Origin of the sequence: Bartonella sp. 1-1C (genome assembly GCF_002810325.1) — a bacterium.
GTDB lineage: Bacteria > Pseudomonadota > Alphaproteobacteria > Rhizobiales > Rhizobiaceae > Bartonella > Bartonella rochalimae.
Genome location: NZ_CP019489.1, coordinates 1,418,782 through 1,441,957, shown reverse-complemented (window position 1 = coordinate 1,441,957; position 23,176 = coordinate 1,418,782). Strand labels below are relative to the sequence as shown.

The following is a 23,176-nucleotide window of genomic DNA, read 5'->3' as shown; positions in this document are numbered from 1 at the left end:
CATGTCAATTCTTATTAATAAGGATACAAAAGTTCTTGTTCAAGGGCTTACGGGGAAAACGGGGACATTTCATACAGAACAAGCACTTGCTTACCATGGTACGCAGATGGTTGGCGGTATTAATCCCAAAAAAGGCGGAGAAACATGGAAGGGATCAAAGGGTGAAACTCTTCCTATTTTTGCCAGTGTTGTGGAAGGTAAAGAAAAGACTGGAGCTGATGCTTCCGTTATTTATGTTCCTCCTGCGGGGGCTGCTGATGCTATTATAGAGGCTATTGAAGCCGAAATCGGTTTAATTGTCTGTATTACAGAAGGTATACCGGTTATGGATATGGTTAAGGTTAAGGCTAAATTAGAGCAATCAAAGTCGCGTTTAATTGGTCCTAATTGTCCGGGTATTCTCACTCCTGATGAATGTAAAATTGGTATTATGCCAGGTTCTATTTTCAGAAAAGGTTCTGTTGGAGTTGTGTCAAGATCGGGAACTCTAACGTATGAAGCGGTTTTTCAAACGAGTCATGAAGGGCTTGGTCAGACAACAGCTATTGGTATTGGGGGAGATCCCGTTAAGGGGACTGAATTTATTGATGTGTTGGAAATGTTTTTAGCTGATAATGAAACCGAATCTATTGTTATGATTGGTGAAATTGGTGGTTCTGCTGAAGAAGCAGCAGCACAGTTTCTAAAGGATGAAGCAAAAAAAGGTCGTAAAAAACCAATGGTTGGTTTTATTGCTGGTCGTACAGCTCCTCCGGGACGGACAATGGGACATGCTGGTGCAGTGATTTCTGGTGGTAAAGGTGGGGCAGAAGATAAAATTGCGGCAATGGAAGCAGCTGGAATTCGAGTTTCTCCTTCACCATCACAAATAGGTAAGACTTTAGTTGAAGAGTTGAAGGGTTAAAAGAAAAATTTATCTGAGTGGATGTCATCCATTCAGATAAAATATGGATTATAAAAATAAAAACTTTTTTACAATTTTCCGATTCTTATTTTAAAAAGAAAAGCGGGTACATTAAGGAGACGGAACGAGTGTTCCGGAAAAATATATGGCAAGGCAGGATGAGAAGAATGATCTTTTTACACAAACATCATTTTTATATGGTGGAAATGCCGATTATATAGATCAACTTTATGCCGAATATAAAAAGAATCCTACCAATGTTGATCGACAATGGTGTGATTTTTTTGAAACTTTTCAAGAGAATAAAGAAGATGTGCTCAAGAATGCTGAAGGAGCGACATGGCAACGGGATCATTGGCCATTAAAAGAAAGTGGAGAGCTAGTTTCTGCTTTAGATAGTGATTGGTCTGCACTTGAGAAGCATTTTGGAGATAAATTAAAAGAGAAAGCAGCTGTTAATCCTGTACAAAATGGAAAAACGTCTCGCGAAGAATATATTATTCAAGCAACACGTGATTCTGTTCATGCACTTATGATGATTCGTGCTTTCCGAGCTCGAGGGCATCTTCATGCACAACTTGATCCACTTAAACTGGCTGGAAATCGGGAAGACTATAAAGAGTTATCACCAGAGGCTTATGGTTTTAGTCCTGCTGATTACGAACGTCCGATTTTTATTGATAATGTTTTGGGATTAGAGTACGCAACCATCCCGCAGATGCTTGAAATTCTTAATCGTACGTATTGTTCAACGATTGGTGTAGAATATATGCATATTTCAGATCCTGCTCAAAAAGCTTGGATTCAGGAACGTATTGAGGGGCCAGATAAACAAATTGCCTTCACACAAAAGGGTAAAAAAGCTATTCTTAACAAGCTTATAGAAGCTGAAGGTTTTGAGCAGTTTTTGGATGTAAAATATAAGGGCACAAAACGTTTTGGTCTTGATGGAAGTGAAGCGCTTATTCCAGCTCTTGAGCAGATTATTAAGCGCAGTGGTGCTTTGGGGGTACAAGAAATAGTTTTTGGGATGGCTCACCGGGGTCGTTTAAATGTTCTTTCTCAAGTTCTTGAAAAACCGCATCGAGCTATTTTTCATGAGTTTAAAGGTGGTTCTTATAAACCTGATGATGTTGAGGGATCAGGTGATGTAAAATATCATTTGGGGACTTCTTCTGATCGTGAATTTGATGGTAAAAAAGTTCATTTATCGCTTTTGCCTAATCCGTCTCATCTTGAGATTGTTGATCCAGTTGTGATTGGAAAGGCACGTGCTAAGCAAGATCAACTTATTGGTTATAATCGCATGGAAGTTATACCGTTAAGTGAGCGTTCAAAAGTTTTGCCGCTTCTTATTCATGGTGATGCGGCTTTTTCAGGACAAGGCGTTATTCAAGAAACGTTTGGTCTTTCAGATTTGAGAGGTTACCGTGTTGCTGGCTCGATTCATGTAATTATCAATAATCAAATCGGATTTACAACTAATCCACGTTTTTCACGTTCGTCACCTTATCCATCAGATGTTGCGAAAATGATCGATGCACCAATTTTTCATGTAAATGGAGACGATCCTGAAGCTGTTGTTTTTGTAGCAAAAGTAGCAACAGAATTCCGTCAAATCTTCCATAAACCAGTAGTCATTGATATGTTCTGTTATCGCCGTTACGGACACAATGAAGGCGATGAACCTTCCTTTACACAACCGCTTATGTATAAAGCGATTCGTAATCATAAAACGACGGTTCAACTTTATAGTAATCAGCTAATAGCTGAAGGAGTCATTGGTCCTCAAGAAGTTGAACAAAAGAAACAAATGTGGCGCGATAAGCTTGAAAGTGAATTTGAAGCGAGTGCTTCTTATAAACCTAATAAGGCTGATTGGCTTGATGGGAGTTGGACAGGTATTAAAGCTGCCAGTAATAGTGATGAACAGCGCTATGGAACGACAGGTGTTGAGTTGAAAACCTTAAAGGAGATTGGACAAAAACTTGTCGAAATTCCATCAGATTTTCATATACATAAAACGATTCAGCGTTTTTTAAATAATCGTGTTCAAATGTTTGAATCTGGTGATGGCATTGATTGGGCGACAGCTGAAGCTTTAGCTTTTGGTTCTTTGTGTTTAGAAGGGTCACCAGTTCGTCTTTCTGGTGAAGATGTTGAACGTGGAACTTTTTCGCAACGTCATGCGGTTCTTTATGATCAAGAGAATGAAGCCCGTTATATTCCTTTAAATAATTTACAACAGGGACAAGCTATCTGTGAAGTTGTAAATTCCATGCTTTCTGAAGAAGCTGTTCTTGGTTTTGAGTATGGATATTCACTTGCTGAGCCACGTGGTTTAATACTTTGGGAAGCCCAATTTGGTGACTTTTCTAATGGTGCTCAGGTTATTTTCGATCAGTTTATTTCATCTGCTGAGCGTAAATGGCTCCGTATGTCTGGTCTTGTGTGTTTATTACCTCATGGTTTTGAAGGACAAGGGCCAGAGCATTCTTCAGCTCGTTTAGAGCGTTTTCTGCAATTGTGTGCAGAGGATAATATGCAGGTTGCAAATTGTACAACTCCTGCAAATTATTTTCATATTTTGCGTCGTCAAATTAGACGTGATTTTCGTAAACCATTGATTTTAATGACACCAAAATCACTTTTGCGTCATAAACGAGCGGTTTCTTTTTTAAGTGAAATGGGGCCTGGAACAAATTTTCATCGCTTGTTACTTGATGATGCAGAATGCCTTAAAAACTCTGTGATTAAATTACAAAAAGACAGCAAGATTCGCCGTGTTGTTCTTTGTACAGGTAAAGTTTATTATGACCTTTATGAAGAACGTGAAAAGAGGGGAATTGATAATGTTTATTTGTTACGTGTTGAACAGCTTTATCCTTTCCCGGCAAAGGCTCTGGTGGACGTATTATCGCGCTTTTTAAAGGCAGAAATTGTTTGGTGTCAAGAAGAACCCAAAAATATGGGAGCTTGGTCATTTATTGAGCCTTATTTAGAATGGGTTCTAACTCATATTCGTGCACGTTATTCGCGTGCACGTTATGCTGGGCGTTCTGCAAGTGCATCGCCTGCGACTGGCTTAATGTCGAAACATCTTGAACAGCTTGCCGCGTTTCTTGAAGACGCGTTAGGTTCTTAATTTATTACTACTCTGACGTATGGAAAAATATTATGGCTACTGAAATCCGTGTTCCTACTTTGGGCGAATCAGTTACTGAGGCAACAATTGGCAAATGGTTTAAAAAAATTGGTGAAGCCGTAGCTATGGATGAGCCTTTGGTCGAGTTAGAAACTGATAAGGTAACTGTTGAAGTTCCTTCTCCTGTTGCTGGAAAGTTATCTGAGATCATTGCAAAAGAAGGTGATACAGTTGAAGTGAATGCTCTTTTAGGAGTGATTGAAGCAGGGGCTGATGGTGTTTCTGTATCATCCGCACCACCTGCATCACCTTCTGTGATATCTATGCCGGCGTCTTCTCCTATGGCAGCGTCTGTATCAACTTCCTCTTTAGGGGGAACGATGCCTCCTGCTCCTTCAGCAGCAAAATTAATGGCTGAAAATAACATAGAGAAAAGTGATCTTTCAGGTTCTGGAAAGCGTGGACAGATTCTCAAAGGAGATGTTCTTAATGCTTTAACGCAGGGGATAAAAACACCAGCTTCTCTTTCTTCTGCTGTATCTGTGGATACAGTGCACGAAGAGCGTGTTCGTATGACAAAGTTGCGTCAGACAATTGCGCGTCGTCTTAAAGATGCGCAAAATACAGCAGCAATGTTAACCACATTTAATGAAGTTGATATGTCTACTGTTATGGATTTGCGTAAACGTTACAAAGATCTTTTTGAAAAGAAGCATGGTGTTAAGCTTGGCTTTATGGGCTTTTTTACCAAAGCTGTTTGTCATGCATTAAAAGAACTTCCTGCTGTTAATGCGGAAATTGATGGAACAGATATTATTTATAAAAACTATGTTAATGCTGGGATTGCTGTTGGGACGGATAAAGGACTTGTGGTTCCGGTTGTTCGCAATGCAGATCAAATGTCAATTGCAGAAATCGAAAAAGAAATTGGTCGTTTAGGGCGCCTTGCTCGCGATGGAAAATTGGCGGTCGCGGATATGTTGGGTGGAACATTCACTATTACTAATGGCGGCGTTTATGGGTCATTAATGTCGACACCGATTTTGAATGCACCACAATCTGGTATTTTGGGAATGCATGCAATTAAAGAACGTGCAATGGTGGTCGGAGGACAAATTGTCATTCGTCCAATGATGTACTTAGCGCTTTCTTATGATCACCGTATTGTAGATGGACAAGAAGCTGTTACTTTCCTTGTGCGTGTTAAAGAAAGTTTGGAAGATCCGGAACGTCTTGTTCTTGATTTATAAAAACACAGTTTTTGAGGATGAAAGGGGAGACAGATGTCTTATGATGTTGTTGTAATTGGAGCTGGTCCAGGTGGTTATGTGGCATCAATAAAAGCTACTCAATTGGGTCTCAAAACTGCGATTATCGAAAAACGTGCAACATTAGGTGGTACGTGTCTTAATATTGGCTGTATACCTTCTAAAGCATTGTTACATGCTTCGGAATTATTTGCTGAAGCACAACATGGTTTTGAAACGCTAGGTATTTCTATTTCTCAGGCTAAGCTTGATCTTGATAAGATGATGGCGCATAAAAAGGCTGTTGTAACAGCTAATACAAGTGGCATTTCTTTTTTGATGAAAAAAAATAAAATTGATACTTTTCATGGCACTGCAAAAATTTTAAGTGCAGGTCAGATTGAAGTTCTTACTAAAGATGGCAATCAACACAAGATTGAAACAAAGAATATTATTGTTGCTACGGGTTCAGATGTATCAGGTATTCCAGGTGTGAATGTGGAAATCGATGAAAAAGTGATTGTGTCTTCGACAGGAGCACTTGCACTTGAAAAAGTTCCTGCACGCATGGTGGTTATTGGTGCGGGTGTTATTGGTTCAGAGCTTGGTTCTGTGTGGAGTCGTTTGGGCGCTAAAGTTACTATTGTAGAGTTTCTTGATAAAGTTTTAGGATCGATGGATGGTGAAGTTTCACGACAGTTTCAGAAGTTAATGGAAAAACAAGGGATTGAATATAAGCTTGGTGCGAAGGTAACAGCTGTAACTCAATCTGATTCAGTTGCTAAAGTAACTTTTGAGGCTGTTCGAGGTGGTGCTGAAGAGACTTTAGAAGCTGATGTTGTTTTGATTGCTACAGGACGCTCTCCTTATACAGAGGGGCTTGGTTTGGCTGAAGCAGGTGTTCAGATGGATGAACGCGGTTTTATTAAGATAGATGCACAGTGGCAAACTAATATTCTAGGAATTTATGCGATTGGTGATGTTGTTAAAGGTCCAATGTTGGCTCATAAAGCTGAGGAAGAAGGTGTTGCCGTGGCTGAAATTTTAGCTGGTCAAAAAGGCCATGTTAATTTTGATGTTATTCCCAGTGTTGTTTATACACAACCAGAAATTGCTAGTGTAGGTAAAACAGAAGAAGAGCTTAAAGCGGCAGGTATTAGTTATAACATTGGAAAATTTCCTTTTATGGCAAATGGACGTGCGCGTGCAATGCAAAAAAATGATGGATTTGTTAAAATCCTTGCTGATAAAAAGACAGATCAAGTTTTGGGTGGGCATATTCTTGGATTTGGTGCAGGTGAAATGATCCATGAAATTGCAGTTCTGATGGAATTTGGTGGTTCATCAGAGGATTTAGGACGTTGTTGTCATGCGCATCCTACTTTATCGGAAGCTGTGCGAGAAGCAGCTTTAGCGACATTTTCTAAACCTCTTCATACCTAAAGTTACTTTCTAACAGGATTCCATAGTTCTTTTTGAAAGCAGAATGGAGAGTTTTTTTCCTTAATATCTTTATGTTTTGATAAAACCGCTTTTTTAAAGGCGGTTTTATTGTATTTTCATTCCATAAATAAATTAAAATTGTAATTTCTTATCATCTTGTTGTTCTCTTACATAAGTTGGCAGTCCCATATGATCAAGATATTTTAGAAAAGGATGTGGCGGTAGTTCTTCTATATTCACCATAGTTTTAACATCCCATTCACCGGTAGCGATAAGCATAGCTGTTGCTGCTGCAGGAATTCCAGCTGTATAAGAAATTCCTTGTGCGCCAGTTTCATTAAAAGCTTGTTTGTGGTCAGCTATATTATAGATGAATACTTCTCTTGGATTTCCATTTTTTGTGCCTTTAACAAGGTCTCCAATACAAGTTTTTCCTGTATAATTTGGTGCTAAAGAGGCAGGATCAGGTAAAACAGCTTTCACAACTTTCAAAGGAACAACTTCTTGACCTTCTGCTGTTCTGATAGGTTGTTCGGATAAGAGTCCAAGATTTTTAAGAACGGTAAAGACAGTAATATAACGTTCGCTGAAACCCATCCAAAAACGAATATTGGGAACATCAAGATTTTTAGATAATGAATGGATTTCGTCGTGTCCTGTCATATAAGCCGTTTGTTTTCCAACAACGGGTAAATCCCATTCATGATGGATTTCAAACATTTGATTAGAAGTCCATTTTTTATTTTGCCATGACCATACTTGTCCTGTAAATTCCCGAAAGTTAATTTCTGGGTCAAAATTTGTAGCAAACCAACGTCCATGGTTTCCGGCATTGATATCAATAATATCAATATCGGTAATTGTATCGAAATAGCTATCGCGTGCTAATGCTGCGTAAGCATTTACAACACCAGGATCAAAACCTGCGCCTAAAATAGCAGTGATACCTGCTTTTTCGCATTCTTGACGTCTGGGCCATTCATAATTGCCATACCAAGGGGGTGTTTCACAAATTTTTAAAGGATCTTCATGAATCGCTGTATCGATATAAGCGCATTTTGTTTCAATACAAGCTGAAAGAACAGACATATTAAGAAAAGAGGAGCCAACATTGATAACGATTTCGCATTTTGTCTTTTGAATAAGTTTGACAGTTTCTTCAACATCCATTGCGTTGAGTGTATGACTTTTGATAATGCCTTCTACTTTTGTGGCTTTTTTTTCTTGAATGGCAGCAATGATTGCGTCACATTTTTTTTGTGTTCGTGAAGCGATATGAATTTCACCGAGAAGATCATTGTTTTGGGCACATTTATGAGCAACAACTTGTGCAACACCGCCAGCACCAATAATGAGAACGTTTTTTTTCATTGTAGGTTCATCTCCTTTTAATACTGCTGCATGATGATTTTTATTTGTTGTGTTTGTTATGAAAGGCTGTTTTTATAATCATTATAGCTAAATTGACGTTGAAGTGTTAAGGTCCCATTACATTCTTTAATGACAATAGCCGGCATTGCAACGCCATTAAACCAATTTTTTTTAACCATTGTGTATCCTGCAGCGTCTTGAAAGGATAATTTGTCACCTATCTTCAGGGGTTCAGGAAATTGAAATGTTCCAAAAATATCTCCAGCAAGACAAGATTTGCCGCAAACCATAATCTCATAAGGACCATGATTTGGTTCTAATTTGGCATTTTCACGGTAGATTAAAAGATCAAGCATATGTGCTTCAATTGAACTGTCAACAATGGCAAGATTTTTTTTATTATATAATGTGTCAAGAACGCTAACTTCTAAGGTAGTACTTTTGGTAATGGCGGCTTCTCCTGGTTCCAGAAAAACAGTTACACCATAGGTTTGAGAAAAATGTTTTAAGCGTTTTGCTAAATCTTCTAAAGGATAATTTTCAGCGGTAAAGTGAATTCCCCCACCGAGACTGATCCAATCAATTGCAACAAAGAGTTCTTTAAATTTTTCTTCAATGTGGTTAAGCATTTGATTAAAAAGATTAAAATCACTATTTTCGCAATTGTTATGGATCATTAAACCATTAATGAGAGGTAAGACTTCTTTAATAGCATCCTGATTCGTTTCTCCTAAACGGCTAAAAGGACGGGAGGGATTTGCAAGATCAAAATTTGATGCACTGATGCCTGGGTTTAATCTTAAGCCTCGTTGAATTGTTTTTGTTGTGTTAGCAAAGCGTTTCAATTGTTGAATTGAATTAAAAATGATTTTATCTGCATAACCACAGGCTTCGTCAATCTCATCATCGGCCCATGCAACTGAATAAGCATGGGTTTCTTTTCCAAATTTTTCTTTTCCTAAGCGGAGTTCATAAAGGGATGATGATGTGGTGCCATCCATATACTGGGACATAACATCAAAGAGACTCCATGTCGCAAAACATTTTAAAGCGAGTAAAACTTTTACTCCTGATATTGCTCGTAAATGAGCAATAGTCTTCATATTTTTTATGAGTTTAGATTTATCGATAAGATAATAAGGAGTCCCAATCATTGGCTATTCGTTCTCGTTTTAAGGATCTTATTGTTCATATTAGCGTTTAGTACATATAGCAACAGAATGTCTCAAGGAAAAAATAGCAGTGAGAAAATCTATTTTCATTTGGTGGCAGTAAGAAGACTTTCTGTAATTTGGTTTTTATTCAATTGTTTTGAGATGTATGTTATGTTCATTATTAAAAACTTATATTCCATTTTGTCTATTGTAACGATTGCCAGTATTTTTATTATAACAACCAATATTTCTAATATGGTGCATAAGAGTGGTGTTAAGGCAAAAGCAGTTGATCAGCTTTCTGTTCAAAATGATTCAGCTCTTTTGAAAGTTACTGGGCGTAAGGAACTGAATGGTTTTAAAGGTTATCGTCATTATCGGCATGGTTATCGCAAATATAATGACGGTTGGTGGTATCCTGAAAAAGCATTTGTTGCGTATACATCTTCAGATGTGAAAAATATGCCTCGAAAGATTATATCAGCCCAAAACAACAAATCGACGACTTCTTTTGTTCTAGAGGAAAAGAAGCGATGGAATATGAAGCAACATATTGCGTATTGTAAAGCTCATTATCGCTCTTATACTCAAAGTGATAATAGTTATCAACCTTTCCATGGACCTCGTAAGCAATGTTTTTCCAGTTTTTTCAAAGGTTAAAGGATATAAGAGGTAAAAAACTTTGAAATATTTTATGTAGATTTTGTGCATGAAGTGGTCATTTTGTGAGAATTCTTTACATTTTTAAGTTTTATTTAAATCTATTGTTATAAGTGTGAAAGGAAGAATGATTTTACATTTTTTATTTTGCCAATGATAGAATATTAAAAATAAAATGGAGTTCAGCTAATGACAACACGGGAAGCAATGTTAATATTGCTTGTTTTGCTTCCTTTTAGTGGTAGTTTTATCATTGGTTTTTTTCGTTCAACTGCTAGAAATAATGAAGCTTGGTTTGCTGGATCTATTGCACTTTTTAGCCTTCTTTTGACAATTATGCTGTATCCAGCGGTTTGTAGAAACGGTGTCGTACGTTTAGATCTTTCTTGGCTTCCAGAATGGGGGGTTAATCTAACCCTCCGCATAGACGGTTTATCATGGCTTTTTTGTCTTTTAATTACAGGGATAGGGTTTCTTGTTGTTGTTTATGCACGTTATTATATGAATCCAGCAGATCCAGTTCCACGATTTTTTTCCTTTTTTCTAGCCTTTATGGGGTCAATGACGGGAATAATTTTATCAGGAAATCTCGTATTTTTAGTGATTTTTTGGGAACTTACTAGTATTTTTTCTTTTTTATTGATTGGTTATTGGCACCATAATACCAGTGCGCGTGATGGTGCACGTATAGCTTTAACAGTTACCGGTTTAGGCGGTTTTGCACTGCTGATCGGAGTTTTATTGATTGGCCATATTGTTGGTAGTTTTGATCTGGATAAGGTCCTAGAATCTGGAAATCTCATTCGGTCCAGTTCTCTTTATATTCCGATTCTTATTTGTATTTTATTAGGAGCATTAACAAAAAGTGCACAGTTTCCATTTCATTTTTGGTTACCCAACGCAATGGCTGCTCCAACACCTGCATCGTCTTATTTACATTCGGCAACAATGGTAAAAGCAGGTTTATTTTTGCTTGTTCGACTGTGGCCTGTTTTATCTGGAACAGACGTTTGGTTTTGGCTTATTGGTATTTCAGGATTAATAACATTACTTCTTGGTGCTTATTTTTCAATGTTTCAGCAAGATTTGAAAGGTCTGCTTGCTTACTCGACGCTTAGCCATCTTGGTTTGATTACTACGCTTTTGAGTCTTGACAGTCCCCTTGCCTGTGTTGCCGCGATCTTTCATATGGCTAATCATGCTACTTTTAAAGCGTCATTATTTATGGCAGCTGGTATCATTGATCATGAGACAGGTACGCGTGATATGCGTAAATTGACAGGCCTTTTTCGTTATATGCCTATTACAGGAACTCTTGCCTTAGTTGCGAGTGCTGCAATGGCTGGTGTGCCTTTGCTTAATGGTTTTTTATCAAAAGAAATGTTTTTTGCTGAAACAGTTGAAATCCATATGGAATCTTGGTTGAATCGGATTACACCTTATATAGCAACATTAGCTAGTTTGTTCAGCGTAACCTATTCTATACGCTTTATTTACAGTGTTTTTTTCGGACCTGAACCTGTTCATTTACTCAAAAAACCACATGAGCCACCACGTTTTATGCGTTTTCCAATAGAATTATTGGTTTTTATCTGTTTGGCAGTGGGTATTTTTCCTAATTTAACAATCGGATCTATTTTAGATAATGCCATAGTAGCTGTTTTAGGACCGACAACATTTTCTTATAATTTAGCTGTTTGGCATGGTTTTAATACTCCCTTAATTATGAGTTTTGTTGCTTTATCAGGGGGTGCATTGCTTTATATTTTAGGGCATCATTATTTTTTATCATGTAATGAGGGAGTGCCTCTTTTTCGTTCTTTAAAAAGATTACGTATTTTTGAGCGTATTTTTATAATTATTTTTTGGAAATGGCCATGTGTAGCAGAATCTTTTTTATCAACATGTCGTTTACAAGTTCAGTTATGTTGGGTCCTTTTCGTGTGTTTTGCATTTGTTGGTCTTTTACTGTGGTGTGATGGGTTAATTTCAGCAGGTCCATTGCCACTTTTTCCTCTTGATTTTTCTTTTATTGTTATTTGGTTGATTGGCGGATTTTGTGCATTTTTAGTTGCTTGGCAGGCCAAGTTTCATCGTTTTGTATCATTAATGCTGTTGGGAGGCGCTGGTTTAATGACTTGTGCAACCTTTTTGTGGCTTTCTGCTCCTGATTTAGCGGTAACACAATTGGTTGTTGAAGTGGTGACGACAGTATTGTTACTTCTTGGTTTACGTTGGTTACCTAAGCGTTTGCATTCTTCTTCCTCTGTATCTGTTGGATCTTTAGTGTATTTACGTCGTGTTCGTGATTTTATCATAGCATTTGTCAGTGGTGCAGGTGTAGCGTGGCTATCATTTGCGGTAATGACGCGTCCACAAAGAATGACAATTTCTGACTTTTTTCTTACACGGGCTTATTTTGATACTGGTGGGCGCAATGTTGTGAATGTTTTGTTAGTTGATTTCCGTGGTTTTGATACAATGGGAGAAATAGTAGTTTTAGGTGTTGTTGCACTGACTGTTTTTGCTCTTTTACGGCGTTTTCGTCCTGCACCTGAAAGCATAGCTCCTTTTCAACATCATATGCAGACGGTTTTTGATAAAGAACGGATTAATTATCAAGAGAGGGATACTTTATTAGATTATTTATTTATTCCTTCTGTTATTATGCATTGGCTTTTTCCTCTTATTATTACTTTTGCAATTTATCTATTTATACGTGGCCATAATCTTCCAGGAGGTGGATTTGCTGGAGGTATTACTTTGGCAATAGGATTTATTTTACAATATCTTGCTACTAATATTCGTTGGGTGGAAAGTCATTTAAGAGTTTTGCCTTTGCGTTGGATGGGTTTCGGTTTGTTATTATCGGTAGCAACAGGGGTAGGTTCTTGGTTTTTTAAATATCCTTTTTTAACATCTTTTTTTCAATATATGAATCTTCCTTGGGTTGGAAAAATTCCTATTGCATCTGCTTTTTTATTTGATTTAGGGGTGTTTTCTCTCGTGATGGGCGCAACTATCCTTATTTTAATTGCAATTGCACATCAATCCATTCGCGTTTATCGAATTAGTAAAAAACCTAATTTGAAAAAAGGAGAAAGTTAGTGGAAGTTGTTCTTTCTTTAGGTATTGGTGTTCTCGTTGGATCCGGTATTTGGCTGCTTTTACGTCCACGAACTTTTCAGGTTATTCTTGGTTTGTCATTAATTTCTTATGGCATAAATCTTTTTATTTTTTCAATGAGCAGGCCTCGTAGCAATGCAGCCCCTATTGTTGATCCATCTCGTGTGATCAATCCAGCAAACTATGCTGACCCTCTTCCGCAATCTTTGGTTTTGACAGCGATTGTAATTGGTTTTGCAACGACAGCTTTATTTCTGGTTATTCTCTTGGTGTCACGTGGCTTAACAGGTTCGGATCATGTTGATGGACATGAGGCAAAGTGATGGAAATTTGGTTACAGCATCTGCTTATTTTGCCTATTCTTTTGCCATTAACTACTGGAGCACTTCTTCTTTTCTATGATGAACGTAATTCACAGCTTAAGTCACTTATTAGTCTCTCTTCTGCGGGTTTATTGATTGTTATTTCTATTTTATTGTGTCTACGTACTCTTGAAATAGCGCCGGCTTCAGATGTTTATCAACTTGGTAATTGGCCCTCTCCTTTCGCTATCATTTTGGTTCTTGATCGCTTAAGTGCTTTGATGCTTTTACTTTCAAGTGTATTGACTGCTGCTACGTTTGTTTTCTCACAAGCTTATTGGTATAAGGTAGGTCCCCATTTTCAGTCATTGATGCAATTTTTGATAGTAGGCATTAATGGTGCTTTTTTGACAGGTGACTTATTCAATTTATTTGTATTTTTTGAAGTTATGTTAACCGCTTCTTATGGGCTTGCTTTACATGGATCAGGTCAATCACGCGTTCGTGCTGGTATGCATTATATAGTGATTAATCTTTTTGCTTCATTTTTGTTTTTAACTGGTACGGCTCTAATTTATGGAATAGTGGGCACGCTTAATATGGCTGATTTGGCAGTTAAAATAAGATATATCACTTCTACGGATATTGTTTTATTTGAAATAGGTGTAGCCCTTTTAGGTGTTGCTTTATTGCTTAAAGTTGGTCTGTGGCCACTTAATTTTTGGTTGGTACCAACTTATTGTGCAGCAGCGGCTCCTGTGAGTGCTTCTTTTGCGATTTTGAGCAAGGTGGGTATTTATGTTATTTTACGTTTAACATTGTTATGGTTTGGTCCTGAAAGTGGATATTTTACCCATTTTGGTTCTACGATTTTATTTTATGGTGGGCTTGCGACTTTAACTTTTGGTTTTATTGGAGTGTTGGCTAGTCAAGTTTTGGGGCGTTTAGCGGCTTATAGTGTTCTTGTATCTTCTGGAACAGTGTTAACAGCAATTGGGACTCGAAATATACTGTTAACAGCGGGCACACTTTTTTATATTGTTTCTTCAACTTTAGCTTTGGGAGCTTTTTTTCTTTTGGTAGAATTAGTTGAGCGTAATCAGGACGTCACCACTGATGTTTTAGATGTTACAACGGAAGTGTATAATGATGAAGAAGAGGAAGAAGAAGATGAAGTAGGTACTTATTTACCGGTAACTTTGGCAATTCTTGGTGCTTGTTTTGCTATTTGTGCTATTTTAATTATTGGATTACCTCCTTTATCTGGTTTTATTGCAAAATTTATGATGATTATGGCAATTTTAAATCCCAAAGAAGGGAATTCTGCCGCATATATGCCAGTTTTACAGGATTGGCTTTTTGTGATTTTTATTATTATTTCCGGTTTTGCAACTTTAATTTCAATGACAAAAGCCGGTATTCGGATTTTTTGGGTTTCTCTTGAAGGTAAAATTCCACGTGCGCAAGTAATCGAATTTACACCTATTGCTGCTCTTTTAGTTTTGTGTTTTGTTGCAACAATGATGGCTGGACCTATTAGCCATTATATGTATGAAACTGCTAAAGTTTTACACTCTCCTAAAAATTATATCAGTAGTATTTTAACTGATTTTTCTCTAAAAAAGATGGAGAAAAATTGATGAAACGCTTCTTTGCATATCCTTTTTTTAGTTGTGCGATTGTTTTAATGTGGGTGATTTTAAACGGTTTTAATTTAGGCCAATTTCTTTTAGGCATTATTATTGCTTTGTTCAGTAGTTTAATGATGCAGCTTATTGAGATGAAAACAGCCACCATTAAGAGTTGGAAAGCGGTTTTTCTATTATTATTTCGGGTATTTATAGATTCTATTTCTTCAAATATTTCAGTAGCTTGGTTTATTTTAACAAAAAGGCGTAAAAAACAAAAATCTGGTTTTGTTGTTATTTTTCTAGCGCTTGAAAGTCAAGTTGCCTTAGCTATTTTAGCATGTATCTTGGCAGTTACTCCAGGTACTGTTTGGGTTGCTTATAATAGCAAAAATAATCAACTTTTAATTCATGTCTTAAATTTAATAGATGGAAATGATTATGAACAGTTGATCAAGCAGCGATATGAGGAATTGCTTTTGGAGATTTTTTCATGAGTATGGTTATTCTTTATTGGGGACTTTATCTTTCACAGTTTTTTTTAAGTTTGGCGATGATTCTAGCATTGTTTCGACTGGTTCGTGGTCCAAGAGCACAAGATCGCATTGTTGGTTTGGATGCTCTTTATATGACTGCTATCCTTTTATTTCTGACGTTTGATATTCGTTCAGGAACAACTATTTATTTTGAAGCTGTTCTCATTATTAGTCTTTTAGGTCCTATATCGAGTATTGCTTTGGCAAAATTTTTAATGCGTGGAGAAATTATTGAATGAAAGATGATATTTCACTTTGGAGTGCTCTTATAATTAGCTTTTTTTTAATACTGGGATCTAGTCTTACTCTCATTGGAACAATAGGGCTTGTACGTTTTTCTAATTTTTATGAACGTTTGCATACATCTTCATTGAGTACAAGTTGGGGAGGAAGCAGTATTATTATTGCTTCCTTTTTTTATTCAATACATGTGGATCATGTATTTGTTATTCATGAGATATTGTTGATGATTTTTTTGTTTATGACAACACCAATAACCTCTATGTTGTTGTCACAAACAGCAGTTCATCGAGATCAATCAAAGGATTTTTTAAAAGAACCACTTTCTCTTTTATTTCATAATCATAAAAAGAAGAAATCGTGAAATTTAAACGAATGTAAACCTAATGGATAAAAACTTATTATTGCTTATCTTCTATTTTACAAAAAATAGGTTTCTTTTCTTCTGGATCATTAATAAGGTCAAAAAGTGTAACTTCGTTTTTAGATTCCCACCAAATATACTGGGCTCCTGCGTATTTTGATCCTGACGCAGCGATGACATTTGCACCGACAATGCGTTCACCTTTCCATTTAAAATCGACTAACGAAATATTATCAGCATTGAGATAAGTTGCTTCGACTTTTTCTTTATTTGTTCCAGTATCACATTGATAAACAACCTGTTTTATCATAGGCTCTGGGACATCTGGTACATTGATTACCAAAGATCCAGCGAAGGCAGTAATCGGATTGAAGAATAATAAACTTAAGTAGAGTTTTTTCATAACGTTTCCTTAATGATTCAAAGTAACAATCGTAACTTATATAGTGGTGTCTACGGTAGGATTCGAACCTACGACCCCAGGATTCATACCACTTCGATTTTCACCGCCAGCTTTATCAGCAAAACTGTTTGTGGTCTGGACTGTCTCTTCACCTTAAAACTTATGCTTTTTAGGTGCTGCCCGTTCAGTCTCTACACCTTTCTCTTTAATTTAAAAAGAGACTTGGCTCGGGATTGACATACAAATTCCTGTGAAGTTTTCCCCGAATTTGAGCAGATTCACTTTTAGAATTTCTTCTGAAAGTGCCCAATTTCTTAGGAATCCTGTGCTCTATCCTACTGAGCTACGCAGACCCAATCATATTTAATTTTATAGCGAAAACGTTGAGTTTAATCAATCATTATAAATATTTATGAGCCCGTTTTCATTAATTTTTATTTTAGAAAATTTAAAATGATATTCAATGCGATCAAGATGTCTTGCAATGAATGATTAACTGAGCTCACATGTTAGGGCGAAAGTTAGACTATTTTCTTAATCTTATACTATTAAAGTCATTAACATTTCAAGTTTTGAAATATCCTGTAATTTTGTAGGTAAACCAACAGCTTTAAAATGTATTTCAATAGGTTGTGTTAGTGTGGGACTTATTAAATTCAGTTGAGCAGAAAATTGGTGGGCTAAACTTATTTCAATCGCTACACTTTCACCATAGATTAAGCAGTTTGAATTGTAGGTAATTGTTCTTTCAAGCATGTGTCCAAATGTGTGGCCAAGATTGAGGAATGTGTGTGCTTCAGTTTCATATATTTTGTTGTGCAATTAGCATTGTGTGGATCGTGTAATATTTTATGCTTCTTAATGTTTGCTATGATTACTAATCGTTAAGTTTGCTTTTGCATAGCTAGAGTAGCATTATTCTATGAGTTTTGGTGATTTTTAAGTCTTTTTTAAAGCAATAGCTAGGATACTTTAAAACACGTTCAATGAGAATATTAAGATCTATTTTGTGCTATATTTAATTTGAGGTATGGTTTTTCAGTATATAAGCTGCTTTGCTTGTTGCTAAAATGAGGGAGATTTTTTAAGGATATTTAAATGATATTTTGTTCAAAAGTGTGAAACTTTATTTTTCATAAGTTTAAAAGAATTCAGAAATTGTTGTTTGTGCTGCTTTTTCGATTTCTTGATCAGTATCATAAATAAAGTAAATTATACATAATAACGACATGTTTTTTAATCATTGATTTTTTTGCACTCATGAGACCGGCCAATATGAGTGTTTAACAATTAAGATACAGTAACAGTTGATTTTTTATTTATGTTGTGGGGATATTTTAAAATAATTATTATTCATGATTTTATTTCGATATTTATCTATCTTAAAGTCAAGACCTGTTAATCTTTATCAGATACGATAGAAAATTAAGATTTTTTTGGAATAGTTTATTTTCATGCCAACATTAACTCGATTTTTAATAATATTTTTCATTTTAATTATTATTATTTTTAGCATTATGGTTGCACTTGTGGTTTATGTTGAACCAGTGACCGTGGATATAAATGTTGATGTGCCTTTAGATTTATTAAAGGAATCTTCGAAAGAAAATACATGAAAAATGATGCTGTCATAGATCATTTTCTTGAAATGATGAGTGCGGAGCGAGGAGCTTCTGTTTGTACACTTTTAGCTTATCAACATGATTTACAATGGGCACAAAATAAATTATCTTCGCACTCTATTTCGTTTTTTTCGGCGCAAAGAGAAGATTTAATCAATCTTTTATCTCTCATGCAGAAAGCTGGTTGCGCAGCAACTTCACAAGCGCGTCGGTTATCAACTTTACGTCAATTTTTTCAATTTCTTTATGCTGAAGGATTAAGAGAAGATGACCCTTCTAGTGATATTGATTCACCACGTCAAGGACGTCCTTTGCCGAAAATTATCAGTGAAGATGCGGTGACAAAATTATTAGATTTTGCGCAATTGGAGACAGAGCAAGCAGAGTCTGGAACCCAGAATTATTACCGTGCTTTGCGTTTTCAGGTGTTGCTTGAAATGCTTTATGCGACGGGATTACGTATCAGTGAGCTAGTTAGTCTTCCAGTTCAAGCTGTGCGAGGAAAAGAGCAATTTATTTTGGTTCGCGGGAAGGGTGAAAAAGAGCGAGTGGTACTTTTATCAGAGAAAGCACGTCAAATTCTGTTGCAGTGGTTGAGTGTGCGTGATCAGAGAAAAGATGCAACAAGCATTTACCTTTTTCCTGCTCGTTCATCGACCGGATATATTGCACGCCAATTTGTTGCTCGCGGATTAAAGGATCTCGCTAAAAGAGCAGGAATACAAAGTGAAAACTTTTCTCCTCATGTATTACGCCATGCTTTTGCAAGCCACCTGTTGCAGAATGGTGCTGATTTGCGTGCCGTTCAGCATTTGTTAGGTCATTGCGATATTTCTACAACTCAAATTTATACACATGTATTGGAAGCTAGGTTGCATCGTTTGGTTAATGAATATCATCCGCTTGTTGATCAGTGTAAGGTTAGGTAAAGAAAAAATGATCTTTTGAAAAATACTTTATAAAATAAATTATAAGTGTATAAATTATACAAAATAAGTTGGATGCAATGTATAATTATCTTGATTTTGAAAAACCAGTTGCTGATCTTGATCTGCAAATTCTTGAATTAAAAAAAATTGCTCAGGAAAAGGATAGCCTTAATATGAGTGATGAGATTGCACGTCTTGAAACGCGTTCTCAAACAGCTTTGAGAGATCTCTATAAAAAATTATCACCATGGCAAAAAACACAAGTAGCTCGTCATCCTGATAGACCTCATTTTATGGATTATTCAGCGCAATTGTTGACTGATGTTACACCTTTGGCAGGTGATCGTAAATTCGCTGAAGATGCAGCTATTCAAGCTGGTTTTGCACGCTTTAGAGGTGAAGCAATTGCTTATATAGGTCAAGAAAAAGGGCATGATACCCAAACCCGCTTGCACTATAATTTTGGTTCTGCACGTCCAGAAGGATATCGCAAAGCTGTTCGTATTATGGAATTGGCTGATCGTTTTCAATTACCATTACTGACTTTTGTTGATACGGCGGGCGCTTATCCTGGTGTGAGTGCTGAAGAACGTGGGCAGGCAGAGGCAATTGCACAATCAACAGCTGCAACTTTACGCTTAAAGGTCCCTGTTGTTTCCGTTATTATTGGAGAAGGAGGTTCTGGGGGAGCGATAGCAATTGCGGCAGCTAATAAAGTTTATATGTTGGAGCACTCGATTTATTCAGTTATTTCACCAGAAGGTGCAGCTTCTATTTTATGGCGCGATTCAACTCGTGCAAAGGATGCTGCAACGAATATGCGCATTACTGCTCAAGATCTTTATAAGTTACAGATTATTGATGGTATTATTCCTGAGCCTTTAGGAGGAGCACATCGGGGAAAAGAAGTTGTAATTGAAGCAACAGGTAATATTATTTCAGATGCTTTAAAGTCTATGGCTGGTAAAGATGGTGAAACTATTAGACAAGAGCGTTGGGAAAAATATCTTCAGATTGGTCGTTCTTTAAATTAATATATTTACTGCCGAGGACCTTTTTTAAATGAAATTAAATAGATTATTTTCAGCGGTGCTTTTTATTCTAACTGGAATGTTAATGGCATGTCAGGAGAGGTTACCTACTTCTTTCAAAGCTAAAATTGAACAATCATTGCCTCGAGAAATCCTCAATAAAATGGCTATGTATGATATTGATCAGTATGCACCAATTATGATGAGATTTTTTAAGGAAGATAATATTGCTGAAATTTGGAAACAAAATCGTTCAGGAGTATTTGTTCTCGTTGTAAGTTATGGCATTTGCAAATGGTCAGGCCAGCTTGGGCCTAAATATCGAGAAGGCGATTTTCAAGCCCCAGAAGGTTTTTATACTGTTCAGGAAAATCAAATGAATCCTTATTCAAAATATTATCTTTCTTTTAATATAGGTTTTCCTAATCTTTATGATCAGATTCATGGCCGTACAGGGAGCTATCTTATGGTTCATGGAGCTTGTGCTTCTGTAGGTTGCTATTCAATGAATGACAGGAATATGGCGCAAATTTATGCCTTTGCACGGGATGCTTTTAGAGGCGGGCAAAAAGAGTTTCAGTTACATGCTTTTCCTTTTCGTATGACCGATGCTAATATGCAGCGTCATTATACCAACCCTCATTATGAATTTTGGATGATGCTCAAAGAAGGCTATGATTTTTTTGAAAAAAATCGTAAACCTCCCAAAATTACTGTTTATGATAAACGTTATGTTTTTGAACATTTTATTGATGAAAATTCAGTTGCTGTAGCTTTATAAGGATGAGCTATATTAAGAATATACAATTTTTTATTTATAAGATTGATATGATGTGAATTGTATGTAAGCAGTTGATTTGTTACTGTGCAAAGAAGATTAAAATTTTACTCCTGGAATGATTAAAGGATTATCTAAAATAGCAGTTTTGTCTGGAGTATCTATTGCTGGTTTATTTAAACAAGCATCAAATAGTTTTTGTATTTCCTTTTTTTCAACATTATGAGTAATGATGACAAAGCGAGTTTTTGTAATGCCTTTTGGCCACTTTGGAAGCCTTATTGGTGGATGAAAAAATGTTTGTACGCCATGAAAAATAAGTGGACTATGTGGGTTATCGTGCAATGCGATAATGGCTTTTATACGGAGTAATTTTTCACCATAAAGATCTTTTAAGAGGTTGAGGAAAACTTTTAACGTGGCAAAGTGAATCAGTTCATTACAGTCTAATGAAAAGGCGCGAAAATTTTGATAATGAGAATGATCATGTGGAACAGTGGGAAGCCATTTTTTTAGCTCTATGTTACCTTCTTTTTTATTCCGAATTATTTTATTTATTAATTCATGTGGGTTGCATTGATCAGAATGGGAAATGATGATTTGTGCCGTGGGATTAAGAGCTTTGAGTTTGTTGGTGAGAAAATCTAGGGGAATTGTATGATCAATAAGATCAGTTTTTGTAAGGATAATTTTGTCAGCAAAAACTAGTTGTTTTTGTATTTCAGGATGAGATTCAAGAATAGGAGGAGAGTTTAATACATCAAATGTTGTAATAACAGCATCAATATCTAATGCTTGAGTTAAGACAGGATGGTTTAAAAGAACTTGTAAAATAGAAGCAGGATTCGCTAAACCGGTTGTTTCAATTATAATGCGATTTAATTTTTTGAGATATTTTTTTTGAGTGTGATCAATTAAATTAACTAATGTATCGACTAAATCACTGCGCAAATTGCAGCATAAACAGCCGTTTATTAATTCAATAATTCCTTCTGTTGCTTTTTCAACAAAAAGATGGTCAATGTTTACTTCACCGAATTCGTTAACGATAACAACACTGTTAGCTAAGAAAGGATCTCGAAGCAAATAATTAAGCAAAGTTGTTTTACCAGAACCTAAAAAACCGGTGATGAGAGTGATAGGAATACGTGTTGTTTGCATTTGAAATATTAAATGTGATTGACTGCTTTTATCATAGGAGGTGAATAGGGGGTCGTTTATATGGGATGGGAATTTCTCGTACTATTTTTCCATTGATTTTCAATGTTTTCGGTGCGCTGATGAGCCTTACTTGCAAAGGAAAAATGGAAGAAGGTAAAGCGGTAATTAAAGGTGAGGTGAGAATGATATTTCCTTCTTCATCATAAGAATTTAGACGCATTTTTATAGCTTCAGGTGTACATATTTGTTGTTTCATATCGGTTATTTGTGATATTTTTGTACCATAAGGTTCTAATGTTGCTAATGTTAATTGAGGAGATCCTTTGTCCAAAAATCCTGCATCGAGTAATTGTGCTGCTTTTTCTTCTCTTTTATTGATGCTCTCCGACCCTAAAATAACAACAATAATTGTTCGCTTATTTCTGGTTGCTGAAGCGACAAGATTGAAACCGGAAGCACAAATAAATCCTGTTTTCATGCCATCTATACCATCAAAACGACCAATAAGATTATTTAAATTAGATTGAATTTTTTTTCCATTGCCAAAATCAATGGCTGGGATAGAAAAATAATGAGTATATTGCGGAAATTCTCTGCGGATTTGAACCGCTAAAAGAGCCATATCCCGTGCTGTGGAGTAATTATTTGGGTTTGGTAATCCACTTGTATTTGTAAAATTGGTTCCAAACATACCTAGACGTCGAGCTTCTGCATTCATTTGTTTTACAAAAGCTTCTTGTGAACCCGAAATAGCTTCACTTATAGCAATAGCTAAATCATTTGTGGATTTAACCAAAGTAATTTTTAAGGCCGTATCAAGTGTAAGAACAGAACCAGCTTTATAGCCTGAATGAATAGCAGGTGCTTGCGCTGCATTTTTACTGATGGTGATGTGCTTGTAGGGTGAAATTTTTCCTGTGCTCATGGCTCGGAAAATAATATACGTCATCATTAATTTTGTTAAAGAAGCAGGATACCAACGTTCAAAAGCTTGATTATGCTTTAATATGCGTCCAGTTGTCGTATCAACAGAGATGAAAGGATGAGCCAGAGTTAGGGAGCTTATTATACTTAGAATGAAAGAGAAAAAAAGCGTGTGGAAGAGTTGGTGCATAAATTAAATTCCCCCATT

Annotated in this window: 19 protein-coding genes and 1 pseudogene; 14 read left to right on the top strand and 6 right to left on the bottom strand. The window is 36.3% G+C overall.

Annotation, left to right across the window (positions count from 1 at the left end; all coding sequences use genetic code 11):
- Position 1: 1 nt before the first annotated feature.
- From sucD to lpdA, 4 genes are all read left to right on the top strand, one after another.
- A complete protein-coding gene (gene sucD, locus B11cv2_RS06445; protein ID WP_100693810.1) occupies positions 2-904 on the top strand; it encodes a succinate--CoA ligase subunit alpha in 903 nt (300 codons plus the stop codon).
- Positions 905-1,049: 145 nt separating this feature from the next.
- Positions 1,050-4,049, top strand: coding sequence for a 2-oxoglutarate dehydrogenase E1 component (locus B11cv2_RS06440; protein ID WP_100693809.1), 3,000 nt, complete (start codon positions 1,050-1,052; stop codon positions 4,047-4,049).
- A 32-nt stretch (positions 4,050-4,081) separates the two neighbouring features.
- Positions 4,082-5,299, top strand: a complete 1,218-nt coding sequence (odhB, locus tag B11cv2_RS06435; protein ID WP_100693808.1) for a 2-oxoglutarate dehydrogenase complex dihydrolipoyllysine-residue succinyltransferase — start codon at positions 4,082-4,084, stop codon at positions 5,297-5,299.
- A 33-nt stretch (positions 5,300-5,332) separates the two neighbouring features.
- Positions 5,333-6,739 carry a dihydrolipoyl dehydrogenase gene (gene lpdA, locus B11cv2_RS06430; protein ID WP_100693807.1) on the top strand — a complete coding sequence of 469 codons (1,407 nt, stop codon included), beginning with the start codon at positions 5,333-5,335 and terminating at the stop codon, positions 6,737-6,739.
- Positions 6,740-6,871: 132 nt separating this feature from the next.
- Here the strand turns inward: lpdA and B11cv2_RS06425 are convergent, their stop codons facing one another.
- Together B11cv2_RS06425 and nspC are read right to left on the bottom strand one after the other, a co-directional pair.
- Positions 6,872-8,110 carry a saccharopine dehydrogenase family protein gene (locus B11cv2_RS06425; protein ID WP_100693806.1) on the bottom strand — a complete coding sequence of 413 codons (1,239 nt, stop codon included), beginning with the start codon at positions 8,108-8,110 and terminating at the stop codon, positions 6,872-6,874.
- Positions 8,111-8,166: 56 nt separating this feature from the next.
- Positions 8,167-9,264 carry a carboxynorspermidine decarboxylase gene (gene nspC, locus B11cv2_RS06420; protein WP_100693805.1) on the bottom strand — a complete coding sequence of 366 codons (1,098 nt, stop codon included), beginning with the start codon at positions 9,262-9,264 and terminating at the stop codon, positions 8,167-8,169.
- Positions 9,265-9,435: 171 nt separating this feature from the next.
- On the opposite strand from nspC, the gene B11cv2_RS06415 reads away from it, so the two are divergent.
- From B11cv2_RS06415 to mnhG, 7 genes are all read left to right on the top strand, one after another.
- Positions 9,436-9,924, top strand: a complete 489-nt coding sequence (locus B11cv2_RS06415) for a BA14K family protein (protein WP_100693988.1) — start codon at positions 9,436-9,438, stop codon at positions 9,922-9,924.
- Between the two features lie 189 nt (positions 9,925-10,113).
- Entirely contained in the window at positions 10,114-13,032 is a 2,919-nt protein-coding gene (locus B11cv2_RS06410; protein ID WP_100693804.1) for a monovalent cation/H+ antiporter subunit A, read from the top strand.
- Positions 13,032-13,373 carry a Na+/H+ antiporter subunit C gene (locus B11cv2_RS06405; protein WP_100693803.1) on the top strand — a complete coding sequence of 114 codons (342 nt, stop codon included), beginning with the start codon at positions 13,032-13,034 and terminating at the stop codon, positions 13,371-13,373. The genes B11cv2_RS06410 and B11cv2_RS06405 overlap by 1 nt, the downstream gene beginning before the upstream one ends.
- Complete coding sequence (locus B11cv2_RS06400; RefSeq protein WP_100693802.1) at positions 13,373-14,992, top strand: monovalent cation/H+ antiporter subunit D; 1,620 nt, start codon at positions 13,373-13,375, stop codon at positions 14,990-14,992. Before B11cv2_RS06405 ends, B11cv2_RS06400 begins: the two co-directional genes overlap by 1 nt.
- Positions 14,992-15,477 (top strand): Na+/H+ antiporter subunit E, encoded by a 486-nt coding sequence (locus B11cv2_RS06395; protein ID WP_100693801.1) that lies wholly within the window; start codon positions 14,992-14,994, stop codon positions 15,475-15,477. Before B11cv2_RS06400 ends, B11cv2_RS06395 begins: the two co-directional genes overlap by 1 nt.
- On the top strand, positions 15,474-15,755 hold the full coding sequence (locus B11cv2_RS06390) for a K+/H+ antiporter subunit F (protein ID WP_078674055.1): 282 nt from the start codon (positions 15,474-15,476) through the stop codon (positions 15,753-15,755). The genes B11cv2_RS06395 and B11cv2_RS06390 overlap by 4 nt, the downstream gene beginning before the upstream one ends.
- Positions 15,752-16,120: a monovalent cation/H(+) antiporter subunit G gene (mnhG, locus tag B11cv2_RS06385; protein ID WP_035006444.1), complete on the top strand. Its 369-nt coding sequence runs from the start codon at positions 15,752-15,754 to the stop codon at positions 16,118-16,120. The genes B11cv2_RS06390 and mnhG overlap by 4 nt, the downstream gene beginning before the upstream one ends.
- Before the next feature lie 37 nt (positions 16,121-16,157).
- Here the strand turns inward: mnhG and B11cv2_RS06380 are convergent, their stop codons facing one another.
- Together B11cv2_RS06380 and B11cv2_RS06375 are read right to left on the bottom strand one after the other, a co-directional pair.
- Positions 16,158-16,523 carry an MliC family protein gene (locus B11cv2_RS06380; RefSeq protein WP_100693800.1) on the bottom strand — a complete coding sequence of 122 codons (366 nt, stop codon included), beginning with the start codon at positions 16,521-16,523 and terminating at the stop codon, positions 16,158-16,160.
- A 546-nt stretch (positions 16,524-17,069) separates the two neighbouring features.
- Positions 17,070-17,330: pseudogene (locus tag B11cv2_RS06375) on the bottom strand (3-dehydroquinate synthase); the annotation flags it as partial.
- An 805-nt stretch (positions 17,331-18,135) separates the two neighbouring features.
- On the opposite strand from B11cv2_RS06375, the gene B11cv2_RS06370 reads away from it, so the two are divergent.
- The 3 genes from B11cv2_RS06370 to B11cv2_RS06360 all read left to right on the top strand — a co-directional run bounded on the left by B11cv2_RS06370 (position 18,136) and on the right by B11cv2_RS06360 (position 20,886).
- Positions 18,136-19,074 (top strand): site-specific tyrosine recombinase XerD, encoded by a 939-nt coding sequence (locus tag B11cv2_RS06370; protein WP_100693799.1) that lies wholly within the window; start codon positions 18,136-18,138, stop codon positions 19,072-19,074.
- Between the two features lie 77 nt (positions 19,075-19,151).
- Positions 19,152-20,108 carry an acetyl-CoA carboxylase carboxyltransferase subunit alpha gene (locus tag B11cv2_RS06365; protein WP_100693798.1) on the top strand — a complete coding sequence of 319 codons (957 nt, stop codon included), beginning with the start codon at positions 19,152-19,154 and terminating at the stop codon, positions 20,106-20,108.
- Positions 20,109-20,136: 28 nt separating this feature from the next.
- Positions 20,137-20,886 carry a murein L,D-transpeptidase family protein gene (locus B11cv2_RS06360; protein WP_100693797.1) on the top strand — a complete coding sequence of 250 codons (750 nt, stop codon included), beginning with the start codon at positions 20,137-20,139 and terminating at the stop codon, positions 20,884-20,886.
- A gap of 96 nt (positions 20,887-20,982) precedes the next feature.
- Here B11cv2_RS06360 and B11cv2_RS06355 read toward each other — a convergent pair whose 3' ends face one another.
- Both B11cv2_RS06355 and B11cv2_RS06350 read right to left on the bottom strand, forming a co-directional pair.
- Positions 20,983-22,044 (bottom strand): GTP-binding protein, encoded by a 1,062-nt coding sequence (locus B11cv2_RS06355; protein ID WP_100693796.1) that lies wholly within the window; start codon positions 22,042-22,044, stop codon positions 20,983-20,985.
- Positions 22,045-22,075: 31 nt separating this feature from the next.
- Positions 22,076-23,158 carry a D-alanyl-D-alanine carboxypeptidase family protein gene (locus B11cv2_RS06350; protein WP_100693795.1) on the bottom strand — a complete coding sequence of 361 codons (1,083 nt, stop codon included), beginning with the start codon at positions 23,156-23,158 and terminating at the stop codon, positions 22,076-22,078.
- Between the last annotated feature and the right edge of the window lie 18 nt (positions 23,159-23,176).